At 45.3% G+C, this 14760-nt stretch carries 11 protein-coding genes; 4 read left to right on the forward strand and 7 right to left on the reverse strand.

Annotated elements, in window-relative coordinates:
• Positions 1-77: 77 nt before the first annotated feature.
• Positions 78-1271 carry a tetratricopeptide repeat protein gene (locus tag LDX50_RS24805; RefSeq protein ID WP_225698969.1) on the reverse strand — a complete coding sequence of 398 codons (1194 nt, stop codon included), beginning with the start codon at positions 1269-1271 and terminating at the stop codon, positions 78-80.
• Positions 1272-1378: 107 nt separating this feature from the next.
• On the opposite strand from LDX50_RS24805, the gene LDX50_RS24810 reads away from it, so the two are divergent.
• Together LDX50_RS24810 and LDX50_RS24815 are read left to right on the forward strand one after the other, a co-directional pair.
• Positions 1379-2011: a hypothetical protein gene (locus LDX50_RS24810; RefSeq protein ID WP_225698970.1), complete on the forward strand. Its 633-nt coding sequence runs from the start codon at positions 1379-1381 to the stop codon at positions 2009-2011.
• Between the two features lie 102 nt (positions 2012-2113).
• Positions 2114-5092, forward strand: coding sequence for a glycosyltransferase family 117 protein (locus LDX50_RS24815; protein WP_225698971.1), 2979 nt, complete (start codon positions 2114-2116; stop codon positions 5090-5092).
• Positions 5093-5188: 96 nt separating this feature from the next.
• On the opposite strand, the gene LDX50_RS24820 is transcribed toward LDX50_RS24815, so the two are convergent.
• The 4 genes from LDX50_RS24820 to LDX50_RS24835 form a co-directional block, all read right to left on the reverse strand.
• On the reverse strand, positions 5189-6391 hold the full coding sequence (locus tag LDX50_RS24820; protein ID WP_225698972.1) for an acyltransferase family protein: 1203 nt from the start codon (positions 6389-6391) through the stop codon (positions 5189-5191).
• Positions 6384-8963, reverse strand: a complete 2580-nt coding sequence (locus LDX50_RS24825; protein WP_225698973.1) for a family 20 glycosylhydrolase — start codon at positions 8961-8963, stop codon at positions 6384-6386. The genes LDX50_RS24820 and LDX50_RS24825 overlap by 8 nt, the downstream gene beginning before the upstream one ends.
• Before the next feature lie 13 nt (positions 8964-8976).
• Positions 8977-9765 (reverse strand): glutamine amidotransferase, encoded by a 789-nt coding sequence (locus LDX50_RS24830; protein WP_225698974.1) that lies wholly within the window; start codon positions 9763-9765, stop codon positions 8977-8979.
• Between the two features lie 72 nt (positions 9766-9837).
• Positions 9838-10611, reverse strand: coding sequence for a class I SAM-dependent methyltransferase (locus LDX50_RS24835; protein ID WP_225698975.1), 774 nt, complete (start codon positions 10609-10611; stop codon positions 9838-9840).
• A 110-nt stretch (positions 10612-10721) separates the two neighbouring features.
• On the opposite strand from LDX50_RS24835, the gene LDX50_RS24840 reads away from it, so the two are divergent.
• Both LDX50_RS24840 and rlmB read left to right on the forward strand, forming a co-directional pair.
• Entirely contained in the window at positions 10722-11909 is a 1188-nt protein-coding gene (locus LDX50_RS24840) for a GWxTD domain-containing protein (protein WP_225698976.1), read from the forward strand.
• 8 nt (positions 11910-11917) lie between these two features.
• A complete protein-coding gene (rlmB, locus tag LDX50_RS24845) occupies positions 11918-12673 on the forward strand; it encodes a 23S rRNA (guanosine(2251)-2'-O)-methyltransferase RlmB (RefSeq protein WP_225698977.1) in 756 nt (251 codons plus the stop codon).
• Here rlmB and LDX50_RS24850 read toward each other — a convergent pair whose 3' ends face one another.
• A complete protein-coding gene (locus tag LDX50_RS24850) occupies positions 12674-13750 on the reverse strand; it encodes a mannose-1-phosphate guanylyltransferase (RefSeq protein ID WP_225698978.1) in 1077 nt (358 codons plus the stop codon).
• Between the two features lie 10 nt (positions 13751-13760).
• Entirely contained in the window at positions 13761-14729 is a 969-nt protein-coding gene (locus tag LDX50_RS24855; RefSeq protein ID WP_225698979.1) for a KpsF/GutQ family sugar-phosphate isomerase, read from the reverse strand.
• Positions 14730-14760 lie beyond the last annotated feature (31 nt).

Raw genomic sequence — 14760 nt, forward strand, 5'->3', positions numbered from 1 at the left:
ATTTCAAATATAGAATTCTAAATTTGAATTTACCTTCAGAATCACAGAAGTGATTTGTATCTCCGTCTCAAAGTTCACTAAAGATCATTAAGCTTCTCCCGTGCCAGCTTATGCACACGGTCCCCCCGTTTGGCTTCATCCTTAACCAACCGGTAGTATTCCTTCGCCTTTTTTTTATCCCCGTTTTTTGCGGCAATATCACCCATTGAAAGAAGTGAATAATGATAATAGCCGGAATCATCTGCTCCAATATCCCTGGCAAAATCAATAGCACGCTGGTAGTAATTTGCTGCCAGGTCATATTCCTTCCGGTTTTCGTAAATCTGCCCAAGGAAAAAGGCAGCATACCTGCCACTCGTCGATTCATACCCGATCATACCACGGTCAATGCGATCCATTATTTCCTGCGCCACCGGAAGTGTTTCCCTGAATCTGCCTGCCGAATACAGCATTCGCGCATAATAGCGATGGAAATACGGGTTATCGGGATAGGTCTGATGCAGATATTCAGAAATCTGCATGGCGCCCCGTTGGTCATTTTCATAACTGTTCAATATGCGCATCAGAAACACCTGTGCTTCGGTTCGGGTATAGAATGCATTAAACGAAACTTCTTTGAGTTGTTTCAATCCGAGCTCCTTATCCCCCTTCGGGAAAAAGGCCATAACAGGACGAAGTAAAACATAGTTTTCAGGAACCCAAACAGAAAAATAATTATAAAGCCCGTCGCCAAAGAGAAGTTCAACGCTCAGGTATTGCTTGTCTCTCACCTCCTGCATATATCGCAGGGCGTTCTTACCCGCAACCGCCGCTTTTCTCCAGTTTTTTCGCTCCTCACTGCTGTAGAGCCTTCCCTCGAAACCGTATGCGGCCGCAAGGAAAAATGTGGCCTCCACCTCATGCCTGGGAATCTCGTATAAACGCTCAGAAATCATGACTACCGTATCCATATAGGCCAGGAACTTTTCATCATGACTGGTATCATTCATGTTCGGCATGATCTTCCACCACTCACTCAAACCCAGCAAAAAATACGGCAATGGATGCCAGCCATATTTATGCTTCATGTAGCGGAATTCCCTCTCTGCCTTTTCAAATTTGAAGTTGTAGAGATTATTCATCGCCTGATTCACATCAATCTGCGTCTGCATATCAGAGATCAGGATGATCTGATTTCCATCATCACCCAAACTATCCAGCTTCAATTCAGAATCCTGGGCAGAAGCATGCCATGAAAGAAGCACCCCAACGAAAAATAGTAATTTCCGCATACCACAAAGTTACGTCATTGCATTGAATCAATACGGAAATCGTGTAAAAGGTTCCACCCTCAAATGAATGGAGAAGTTAGTTTGTGAGAATTCTGTAATTTTCGGTCATGCTGAAAAGAAATTATCTTCCTGTATACAAGACCAATATGTGGGGTGTATTTGTGCTTCTTTGCATCGCAACACTTTCTCTCCTTCTAATAAAAAAATCGTTCATTGAGAATGAAACTGCTGCATTTGAAGTACTTGAAATGGAAGGTAATGCAGGTTTTCTTCACTTCCTGAACACACTGCAATATCTATCCATCCCCGTCGTCTACCTCTTCAAGTTCCTTATTATCGCTTTTTTGCTCTGGGCGGGTTGCTTCCTGTTCGGGTACCGGCTCACATTTCGTGAGGCGTTTCAGACCGCCATTATCGGGGAATTCATTTTTCTCATTCCGGAATTCCTGAAGATCCTCTATTTCCTGTTTATTGAATCAGATCCAACCCTGTTCGAGGTGCAGAGTTTTTATCCATTGTCGTTGATGAATTTTGCCGACCCCGGGACGCTCGACAGAAAATGGTTCTATCCGATGAAGGCTGCAAACCTGTTTGAAATTGCTTACTGGTTTTTATTGGTCTACCTGCTGCATTCGGTACTTAGAAAAAGCATTAAAATAACCGCAATTTTGGTTGTTGTAGCTTATGTTGTTCCTTTCATCGGTTGGCTTTTCTATTATGCCGGCATTTACAAGGGCTGAACAGCTTTTTCACCAGATTTTAGGGTAAGTTCGTATGTTTATGGCAGCGGCGTCCGTTTAACATTTAATAATTTATTAATTTCGCCATTTAATTTTTAAGGAATGGAGTTTAGAAAAATCAACAACATTGCAGGCTGGACTGTTTTTGGCATTGCTACACTTGTCTACCTGTTAACGATTGAACAAACAGCCAGCTACTGGGATTGTGGGGAATTCATCGCTGTTTCATACAGGCTCATGGTACCACACCCTCCCGGAGCTCCCTTTTTCCTGCTGGTAGGAAGAATTTTCTCATTTCTGGCGTTTGGCAATGTTGAAAGTGTTGCCTTCTGGATCAATATCGTAAGTATATTAAGCAGCAGCTTTACCATACTGTTCCTTTTCTGGACTATCTCGATGCTCATACGAAAAACACTGGGCATCAAGGCTGATGATACGATTTCTGATGCACAAACCTGGAAGATCATTGGCGCAAGCCTGGTTGGCTCACTGGCCTACACCTTTTCAGACTCATTCTGGTTTTCAGCAGTAGAAGCTGAAGTATATGCCATGTCAAGTTTCTTTACCGCAATTGTGGTGTGGGCCATGCTTAAATGGGATCTGATCGAAGACAAATCACGCGCCAATCGCTGGCTTATTTTTATTGCCTATATGATGGGTCTTTCCATTGGGGTTCACCTTCTTAACCTGGTGACAATCCCTGCACTCGGACTTATCTACTACTTTAAGAAATATTCACCCAGTACAAAAGGTATCCTGTTCACGCTGATCATCAGCGGCCTGATCGTGATTCTGATCAACGACCTCATTATTCCGGGCCTGCCCAGTATTGCCGGAAGTTTCGAGCTTTTATTTGTGAATACACTCGGACTCCCGTTTGGGTCAGGCGCTGTATTTTTCGCGATTATTGTGATCGCTGCGATGGTCTTTGGAATACGATACTCTCAACAGCATTCCAAACCCCTGCTCAATACAGCCATGTTATCACTGGCATTTATCCTGATCGGATATTCGTCCTATTCTATTATTGTGATCCGGTCTAACTATAATCCGCCGATCGATGAGAATAATCCTGAAAATGTGATGACATTCGTCAAATATCTGAAACGGGAACAATACGGCAGCAGGCCGCTTCTCTATGGACGGTATTACACCGCCGATCTGTTACGGGATGCAAGTGGCCGGCCTGTTTATGAAGAAGGTGAAGCTAATTACAGAAAAGGTGAAGATAAGTATATTGAAGTAGACCGGAAGATCACTTATAAATATGATCCAAAGCAATCCACACTGCTGCCACGGATGTATAGTGATGATCCGAATCATGTGCAAAAATATTTATCTGTTACCGGTCTTCGGCCAAATGAGAAGCCAACTTTTATCGACAACCTTCATTTCATGTTCTCCCACCAGATCGGTCATATGTACCTGAGGTATTTCATGTGGAATTTTGCCGGGCGCGAAAGTGATATACAGGATGCAGGCTGGCTGGGACCTGTCGAAGCCATGAAAGATGTCCCACAGGAACTTGCAGAGAATAAGGGCCGAAACAATTATTTCATGATCCCCTTGCTGTTTGGTATTATCGGTCTGGTATTTCAGCTTCAAAAAGATGTTCGCAACTTCGCTTTTGTAGGTTTACTCTTCATTCTAACCGGTGTTGCGCTCGTACTTTACCTGAACTCGCCCCCGATTGAACCACGGGAACGCGATTATATTTATGTAGGATCGTATTACGCGTTTGCTGTCTGGATTGGGTTCGCCGTACTGGCTTTTGCCGAGGTTCTGGGCAAATTCCTTTCCGCGCGTGTAGCCGCCATCGCCGCAACATTGATCGGGCTGGCAGCCCCTGCGATCATGGCGCAACAAAACTGGGATGATCACGACCGTTCAAACCGTTATTTTTCAGTTGATTCCGCAAAAAATTTCCTGGCTTCAACGGCCGAAAACGCCATATTGTTCACCGGGGGTGACAACGATACATTCCCGCTCTGGTACGTTCAGGATGTCGAAGAATTCCGCACGGATGCACGCGTGGTAGTGTTGAGTTATTTTAATACCGACTGGTACATCGAACAAATGATGCGAAAGGTCTATGAATCAGAACCATTCCCATTTACCCTTACCCTCGAGAATTATCGCTCGGGAGGTCCGAATGACTACCTCCCGTTCGAGGATATGAATATCAATTCACTGGATATCAGAGTATACATTGATCTGCTCAAGAATAACGACAAACGACTTCGGGCCTATCCACAGGCGAACATTGTACCCAGTCGTAACTTTACCCTTGCCGTTGACAAGGAAAAGGTAAAAAGCCTGGGGATCATTCCGGAAGGTATGGACAGTCTGATCGTCGACCGAATGACCTTCAGCCTTAAACCCGGACGCAACGGACTTGAGAAAAAGGATCTGGCTATTTTGGATATCCTTGCTACCAATGACTGGAGCAGGCCTATTTATCTTAACAATACCTCACGGGAACAAATAAGTTTTGATCTTAGTCAGTACGCTATTCAGGAAGGTAATGCATTCCGTATCCTGCCCATCAGAAACCCCAACCAGCAGGAAGCATTTGTGAGTTCAGAAGTGATGTACAAAAACCTGATCGAGAATTTCCATTACCGGGAACTTGATAATCCAAATGTATACTATACTGAAGATTACAGGAATTTCGTGCTGAATCATCGTGGCAGTTTTAATAATCTGGCGGCGGCCCTGATCGATGAAGGAAAGCTGGATATGGCACGTGCCGCTTTAACTTTCTCACTGGAAAAGATGCCGGACGAAGCCATTCCGTATGACTATACCACCCCGCGAACAGTGGGGCTGCTTTTCATCCTTGGTGAAAACGAGAAAGCACGGGAGATTGGTGAGGTTGTAGGAGACCGATCCATAGAAATGGTCGACTATCTGATCAGGGAGAATAAGCCCCTGGGATACGAGCTCCAAAGTAATCTTATCATATTGGGTGAATTACAGCGAACTATGCTCATGAATGGTGAGGAAGACCTGGCCAAAAAATATGAGGAAGCATACCAGGAAGCGGTAGGCACCTATCAACGCCTTCGCGGTAACTTCTAAAAAAGAAAGCTGCCTTCCGGCAGCTTTCTTTTTAGGGAATAGGGAATAGGGAGTAGGGAGTAGGCGGTCTATTCCCTATTCCCTATTCCCTATTCATTAAACTTTGATAAATATCTTCTTTCGATACAGGATCAGGGCCGGTATGTAAATGATCAGCATGTAAATGATGGCATAGAGAAAAGAGGCAAGTTTAGCCGACATTCCGATACTGGTCATGCCGTCCATAAATGCACGGTTCGGTGCGAACCCAAGTACCGCATCACTGTAAAATATGATCGTGAGCATACCCGCTAAAACGTATGACGTAATAGCATTTGCTCCATAAACCCGACCCAGACCTGTCCACTTAGTGTATCCAAGTAAATCAACTACCAGCATACAGGCTGCCAGGCCCATGGTTGCCATCCCGGCGGTCCAAAGGGTATAGGAGCTTGTCCACAGGTTCTTATTTAATGGCATGGACCACGACCATGCTTCTGCGAGAAGGTACATGGCAAATCCGGCAAAGAATATCCAGGTAAGCTTTTCCCATTCATTCTGAACCTTCAGCACCAACCTGCCGATCAACATTCCTATGATACCGGTAACAATTGCAGGCAACGTACTTAGCAAACCTTCAGGGTCCCAGGTAACTTCCCAGAATCTCCCGGGTAAAACTTTGCGGTCGAACCAGGCGGCGATGTTGATGCCCGGCTGATAGTTGGCGGCAATAGTGCCTTCTGAAAGTCGCTCAATTTCACCCAACTCTACAATACCGCCACCACTGCGCTGTACAGTACCCGTGTCCAGAGCAGATTGAATGACGTCGTCAACCGGAACAGGTATCCATTCAAACAACATCCAATAAAGAAGCAGAATACCTCCTCCGATCCAGAATTGTTGTTTCCAGTTCGTATTCAGGAAAAGCACGGCACATGCCAGGAAAACCAATGATATTCTTGGCAGAACTCCTGCATACCGCATGCCCTCAAAACTAAAATCAGGCCACAGCCATAAAAACCATCCCAGCAGCATGATTTTCACTGCCCTCGACAGAATCTTTTTATACATGTCAGGCTTCGACGCCCCTTGTTGCTTTCTCTTTTCATAGGCAAGGGTAATGGAAACTCCCACCATAAAAAGGAAGAAAGGAAAGATCAGATCTGTAGGTGTCACCCCGTTCCAGTTCGCATGCAACAAGGGGTCATAAACCGAACTCCATGATCCGGGATCATTTACGATCACCATCGCGGCAATGGTAAATCCGCGAAGTGCATCAAGCGAAATTAATCGCTTGGTAGGGTTTAGTGTTTCAGTCATTGATTTGGGATAAATATGTGGTTAAACTTTTCCGCCCACGCGAATCTACGGTCACCAGCTTCACATTGCCGCCGTTATAATCAAATGGGCCTTCATAGAGATCAGAATTGGCTGTCGGTTCTGAACCATCCGTTGTATAATAAATCTTCAACCCTGGATAAAGTGTGTTGGCATTCACTTTGCCATCTAATATCACTGCACCCGGGGGCGGTAACCTGAAATTATAGCCGCTATTCAGATATGTGAGTCGTTGTAATTCTATTTGCCCGATGCGATTTGCCATTTCATTCCAGGCTTCATCGGCTGCTTTTTCCCTGGATTCAGGGTATAGCCTGGACCAGGCCGGGGTTCCCACCCATGCACGCTCTGCCAGACCCAGCAGTTTAGGCAGGACATAATATTCAACCATATCACGTCCTTTTATAGTTTCAGACCAAAGCTGTGCCTGAATACCAAGCACATTGCCCCTGCCCTCATTGGTAAGCCGCTCCATGTCTGTAAAGTCTTCCGGGGTGTAGGGCACACCCATTGCAGAAACCTCGAGCGACTGGAACATATCATACGGCACAAAGGAAAAAGCATCACGGGTATCTACAAATCCACCCCAATACAATCCTGGCTCTCTCGGATCTTTGTTATAGGCCAGATCAAAATACAGATTTGCCACACTGCAAAGGATAACAGGATAGCCCGCGTTGGCCATTTTATTTCCAAGATCTTCGGCACCCCAGAGACTATTCCAGACGTATGGAATAACCTGTCCTCCAGCAAAATCTTCGTTAACGGTCCAGGATCCGTCCTGACTGAAATTCTGTGCTATTTCTTCCCAGCCAGCCGCCTTCAGCCCCTTCTCTTCCAGGTATCCGTTTACCCGTGCAAAAAAGTACTTTTGAAGATTTCGTTCGTTATCGATTTCAGGATGACTTTGCATAAACTCCTGGCAAAGGGGTGACTTCGTCCATGCTCCCCGGGGTACTTCGTCCCCTCCAACATGGAATGTCGTTAAAGGAACCCCGGCTTCATCATACATTTCGATGATATCATCAATTACCGTGGTTACAAACGTAAAAGCAGATTCCCTGCACACACAAACCGTATTATCCGTATACCATTGGGCAGACCGATATTCAGATTCGTCATTAGGATCGGCCAATCTGAATTTTTCAGCCTCCTCCATATTTCCCTCAGACTGGTACTTACGGAACCTGTATTCCATACTTTTAATAGCCGCTCTTGAGTGTCCGGGAACATTGAACTCCGGAATTACATCGATATGACGCGCATGAGCGTACCGGATCAGGTCTTTGAACTGTTCCCGAGTATAAAAGCCACTTCCATACCCCTTTTCAGGATCAGTAAACGGACCCGAGCCGTATGCGGGAGCGAGATGATTCATTTCATCTGTTGTATGACCTCGATTCGATCCGTATTCTGTAAGTTCAGGCAACTCCTCAATCTCAATCCGCCATGCTTCATCCTCGGTCAGGTGAATATGAAGCTTATTCAATTTATAAAGTGCCATTACATCGATCAGTCGCTTGATGGTTTCAGGCGAGTTATAATTTCTGCATATATCGATGAAGAATCCCCTGTACTGGAATTCAGGTTGATCTTCCACATGTATGGAAGGAACCGTAATGTTGGTATGTTCCTTGCCAAAACTACCAGGAGGAAAAAGGGCAATCAACGAGCGTGTACCATAAAACACACCTGCCTGGTCGCCTCTGATCACGATGCCTCCAGAAGCTGAGATGTCGAGTGTATACGATCCCGGAACGTCCACTTCTTCCAGCAACAGCGTGATCGCCGTGGAATCGACCGTAATCTCCCCTTTAACCGTAAAGGATCCCTGAAATAACGTGTTTAATTCAGAAGCAAATACTGCTACTTCCGCTTCCAGGCCTGCAGAATGTTGTATAACACCGCCTGATTTGATCTGAATTGAATCCTCCAGGTATGTGTATAATACCGGGGATGGCAAAATGGGTGTGAGTTCGCTCCGTTTAGTCATGGATATCGTACCATACTCCGCAAAAAGCTGCTGTGCTGTAGGAATAGGCTCCTGATCAAAAGACGTTCGGTTCACCTGATCCGGGGCATCAAATGCCATGATCCTGTAATCTCCGGCCGAAACGATCTTTTCTGTCCCGTCGATTTGAAGAACGAAATACACGCCCAGCGGTGCATCCGACTCCTTGATCATCCATTCACTGCCGGTATAGGTGATTTTCACGGAATCCCCGGGCGGAAGGGAAAATCCCTCCATGGGAACCATCTTGTAGAAGTCCCCGTTAATCCATTCCATTTTTACCGGCTTGTCGATACTGTTTGGGTCGATATCTCTCGGTGCCATATTCCAGTACATTGCCCAGTTCTCACCCGTTAATGCTACATTCCCTTCGTTTTTCAATAAAAACCACGCCTGGTGATCCCCTTTATCGGAATTAGCAACCAGATTCCAGCGGACTGCCGCCATAAAGGAATCCCCTCCCGCTTCATCAGGACGCTGGCAACTTCCAGTCAGCAATAATAGTGATACCGTTATTGCAATGTTTATTCCTCTTGTAATCACCAATTTCATTTAACTAGTATCTCGTAAATAATTGCGCCCATAATTGTCTGTACTGAGGCCACTTAACCAGATTAATCCCCCAATGAGGGGAAGCGCTGGTCGTGAAGGCTGTTACTTTACCCTTACCGACATGATGTCCTGCTAATAAAGGATGCCATTCCCCCCATGCGTGTATTTCAAGTAATGCTTCAGCTCCGGGCCGGAGGGTAGTTTGATTAAATCCCAGTATGGGAGGTATTTCGCTTACATCTATGCCGCTCATTACGGCATGGCCTTCAACCTGGGTACGAACCATGTAACTCGACGTCGATTCAATCAGGTCATCACCTTCCCTGCAAACTACCGGAAGCGCATCGTGAAAAACCGATCGCCCCCAGCCTCCTTTACCAAGCTCTCCTCCAAAGCTGTACCATCCGCCATTCATATGAAAATGCCCCCCTTTGGCAACCCAATCACGGAGTATCTCAAATCTGTCGGGAAAAGTAACGTAGCCCTCGGTCCATTTATTCCGGTTAAAGAAATCAGGATGAAGCATGAGGCACTTGGTTTCCACATCACCAAATATTATGCAGGTTGCCCAGGAAAGTCGCTCTTCAAACGCTTCGGGCGACATATTGTATAAGTCCCAGGAAGGCTCTGAGATTACTTCCGAATCAGGGATATCCCGCAACGAATCCACAAATTCTTCCGCATAATTGAGGATTTCAACACCTTTGGTGGGGCCCAGAAAAGGAGATTCAATGTATTTTTGACCGGTGTGAATACACCAGTTTCCAACATGCCAAAAACGATAGGTGCTCATTGTTAAAACAGAAATCTGCCTCCCAATATAATAATTGATTCAACATCAACCTATCCGTTAAAATAAAAGACGTTATCGTTTTAGAATGCAAAACAGGTCAAGAGCTGAACCTGCGTCTTCTGTTAATATGTAGTCATCATGCTGAATCGAAAGAGTTAAAGCATCATCGGTTTCCTTTAATTTATTCCTGTTCAGCCTGTTAAAAAATTCATAGGGTATCCTGAGTATTGGAGCCGGCAGCCTGTACTGAAGATTAAAGATATCAAAACGGGTAAATTTCCTGACGGATGCCTTATTCAATTCATAATATCTCATCACTTTATCATTTCCCGTAATTCCCTTCATTTCCACCTCAGGGAAATATTTCTTTGCCAGGGAAGTAAGTTCAGCGGCGGTATACTCCCGAATATGCCAGGGGTTTCGGGATAGACTCATTTTCCGGTTCGGTGTTGTAAGCAGGGCTACTCCTCCGGGCTTTAAAACCCGATACAATTCCTGCAGATAGGCGTGATCGTCCCGAATATGTTCAATTACCTGGAAGGAAACAATGCTATCGAAAGAGGCGCTTTCGAACATACTCAGAGGCGGAATATTTCCACTAATAAACGTTTGATCCGGATATTGTGCGCGGAGTGAGTTGATTACTTCCTCAATTTTATCAATTCCTGTATAGGAGTCACAATGAGGCAGCAGAACAGCAATCCCTCGCCCTTCTCCACAACCTACTTCGAGCAGGTCCCCCTTCAGATAATCCCTCGACAAATAATATGCCTCCAGTAATCGTTGGTGAATCGGATTATCAGAGGTAATCCGGTCAGATGCTATTTCAGTGGTGTATACAGCCATACGCTTATTTTATGCGGCAAAAATAGAGGATCAGGGCGAGAATACCCGATTTTGAAATGAATCTGATCATTTTGGCTCTCTTTTTGATGTATATTTATAAAAAGAGTCGAATGAAAGCTTTAGTATACGCGTCCATTTTCCTTTTATCAATAACCTCACTGTATTCCCAGAATACACCTGAACGCATAAATTATGCGCATCAGTATAATCCGGAGGAAGAGATTGATATGCATGTTATTTACGGACTCCGGCCTTCGGGAGAGTATGAAATAATGATCGGCATCACCGACCGCACCGAGCAGGTGGATCCGGAATATGACTTTTCATTTTACGGACTTTCAAACTACGAGGAGACTCTGGAAGGCAATGAAATATATCCCATATCAAGTCAGCTGATCAAAAGATTGGGCAGTGAATCCGTCTATTCTTTCCGGTTTTCAAGTTTATCTGATCCCCTTATCATCAGTGAAGTAAAAAGTGCTTCCAGCGGTTTGTCATTCTATGAAAATATTGATTTTGAGGAACGCCCTTTTCCGGCGCTGTTGATCAACACGTTTGGAATACCCATGCTTAAAAGCTATCTGAATGAGGGCAAATATGATATATCGGCCGCGGTCCCGATCACATTCGATATTTATGACCATGAATTTCCGGTTGCTCTGCCGCCTATGAGCACAAGTGAACCGGAAGTTGCCCGTACACTGTCGTTGAAATCCAGTTTTCAAATGGACTCGTCCTTCAATCACATTTTCGATGAGCCCGGGTTATACGTAGGTAGGTCGGCAGATAAGGAGATTCGCATGGTATATCGCATCCAGGGGCCCTACTTTCCTGAATACGTCACTATATCTGATCTCATCGAACCACTGGTATATATCACTACACGGGAGGAGCGTGAGCGCCTGATGTTGAATATCGAAAACAAACAGGTCTTTGACCGCTTCTGGCTGGATATGACCGGTTCGAAGGAAAATGCGAAATGGATCATTAAAAATTATTACCGGCGTGTGGCCGAGGCGAACGACCTTTTCACTTCTTACAAGGAGGGCTGGAAAACAGATCGCGGAATGCTTTATATCATTTTCGGGCCACCCGATGAAGTGATACGTACCGGCAAGCAAGAGATCTGGAGTTATAAAGGTGGGGATAATATACCAGCGTTGATCTTTAAATTCGTTACTTTGCGGAGCCCCTATGCACCCCGACAATACGTCCTTGAACGAAATCCGGTTCTTGCTGAAGATTGGATCAAGGCGGTTAAGATCTGGAGGCAGGGTATGCCAATAAATGACCTTTAATTAACCTGATGAACGCATCACAAAGCCCCAAGGATTACCTTTTTGGAATACGGGCCATCATGGAGAATATTCATGCGGGCAAGGAAATCGACAAAATTCTTCTGCAGAAAGGAACCAATAACCCCCTTATGAAAGAACTGATTCAGGAGGCAAAAAAACACCGTGTTCCGATCAGCTATGTACCTGGTGAAAAACTGAACAGGATCACAAGGAAGAATCATCAGGGTGCGATCGCGTTTGTATCCGCAGTTCAGTATGCTTCGCTTGATCATGTCATACAGGAATGCTATAACGCTGGCAAGGAGCCATTTATTCTTATTCTTGACCGGGTTACTGATGTTCGGAATTTCGGCGCAATTGCGCGTACAGCCGAAGGCGCCGGAATGAACGCAATTGTAATTCCTTCCCGTGGAAGTGCAGCAATAAACGCCGATGCCATGAAAACGTCGGCAGGAGCCCTGGGCTATATCCCCGTATGCCGCGAAGAAAATTTGAAATCCACCCTTAACTACCTTCGCGAGAGCGGGATCCGTATCCTGGCATGTACCGAAAAAACAGAGGATCTGCTGTTTGAAGTTGATATGACAGGACCGCTCGCAATATTGATGGGATCTGAAGAGGACGGCATTTCACCGGAATACCTCAAGCTTTGCGATGCACGTGGAATGATCCCGATGTTTGGAAATATTGAATCCCTGAATGTATCTGTTTCAGCGGCTATCGCGATTTATGAAGCGGTAAGGCAGCGTTCGCTTACCTCCTGATCAAAGGAACTCTTTGCCCTTCTTTTCCTTAACATCTGCGACGTAATCACGAAACCGCTTTTCGTCACCTCTTTTGCAAACGAGAAAAACATTGTCGCAGACCGTAACCAGGTAATCATCCAATCCCTGAACCAGGATCAGCTGGTCTTTTGGGCCGGTGATCAATGACCCAGTCGTATCATACAGCAGGGCATTGGCTTTTACCACATTCCCATCCTCATTTTTTTCAGACATGTCATACAGGGCATCCCAGGATCCCAGGTCAGACCAGTCAAAATCACCGAGCACAACGTACACATCCGAAGATTTTTCCATAATCCCGTAATCGATCGAGATATTGGCAGTATGGGAGTAAGCATTGTATATCGAATCATTTTCGTGACTTGTCCCCAGGTCAGCCCGTATTTCGTCGAATGTAGCCGCAACTTCAGGGAGATGTTGATGAAACCCGGTAATAATGGCCCGGACTCCCCATACAAATATTCCTGAGTTCCAAACAAAATCACCGCTTTCAATAAATTTTTCGGCAAGGCTCTTTTCCGGTTTCTCGGTAAACGTTTTAACCTTTTTCAGGTCATTGCCGGTATTTTCCAGGTATTGAATATAGCCGAAACCTGTTTCAGGCCTGTTTGGATTAATGCCGATCGTAATCAGCTTTTCCTGGTCAGCCGCCTGTTCCACCGCCGTTGAAACCGTTTTTATAAAAAGATCAGTATTCAGGATAACATGATCTGACGGTGCAACGATCATAACAGCGTCAGGATTTTGCTCTTGGATTTTATAGGCTGCATAGGCAATGCACGGAGCGGTGTTCCTGCGAAACGGCTCCAGCAGAATTTGCTCCGAAGACAATGCAGGCAATTGTTCTGCCACCAGATCGGCATATTCAGCATTTGTGACCACCAGGACATTTTCTGGCGGGCATAATGAAGTAAATCTTTCAAACGTCAGCTGGATCAGTGATTTCCCGATCCCCAAAATATCAAGAAACTGTTTCGGTTTATCATTTCTGCTGAATGGCCAGAAACGGCTTCCGATACCCCCGGCCATGATGACCAGATAATTATTTTTATTCATCAGGATTGATTTAAATTATACCTTCCTTAAGAAGATCATGCAAATGGACAAATCCACATACTTTCCCTTCTTCAATTACGATAACCTGGCTGATACTGTTTTGCTGCATGAGGTGAAGGGCCCGCACCGCATACTCGCCTTTCTCGATCGTTCTTGGGCCAGGACTCATGAGTTGTGCCGCATTCGCATCCACGACATCAGCACCTTTCTGAAGATATCGTCTTAAGTCACCATCGGTTACGATGCCTTGGAGAATCCCCTCTGTATCGACTACCGCTGTGGCACCCAGTCGTTTTGAGGAAATCTCAATTATAACATCTTTCAGCGGAGTGTCCAGCCTTACGACAGGTACCTCATTATTGACCATAATATCATCCACTTTCAGGTAGAGCTGTTTACCCAGTGAACCTCCCGGATGAAAGCGTGCAAAATCCCGGCTGTCAAAATTCCGTAGTTCGAGCAGGCATATGGCCAGTGCATCGCCGAGGGCCAGCGCAGCCGTTGTTGAGGTTGTCGGAGCCAAATTTAACGTACATGCTTCTTCCCCGATGGTCGCGTTCAACACGTAATCGGCCTGGCGGGCGAGAAAGGATTCAATATTGCTTACCAGGGCAACCAGTGGAGCACCGGTCCGTTTTATCAGGGGGACGAGCACTTTAATTTCAGGTGTCTCGCCGCTTTTGGAAAGGCATATAACTATATCATCCTTCTGAACCATTCCCAAATCACCATGGATAGCATCGGCTGCATGCATGAAAATGGCAGGGGTGCCCGTTGAATTAAGTGTAGCTACAATTTTATTGGCTATGATCGCACTTTTACCGATTCCGGTAACGATAACACGTCCCCGGATTTGCAAAATAGCCTGCACACAGGAAGCAAATTCATCGTTAATGAAAGTGGATAATTGACGGATAGCGTCGGCCTCATTTATGAGGACTTTTCTAGCTATGTTTTGAATATTTTTTACTAACTTCAAATGAGTTGTAATTGTGATCAGCACAAAAACA

It is taken from the genome of Fulvivirga sedimenti (assembly GCF_020328055.1).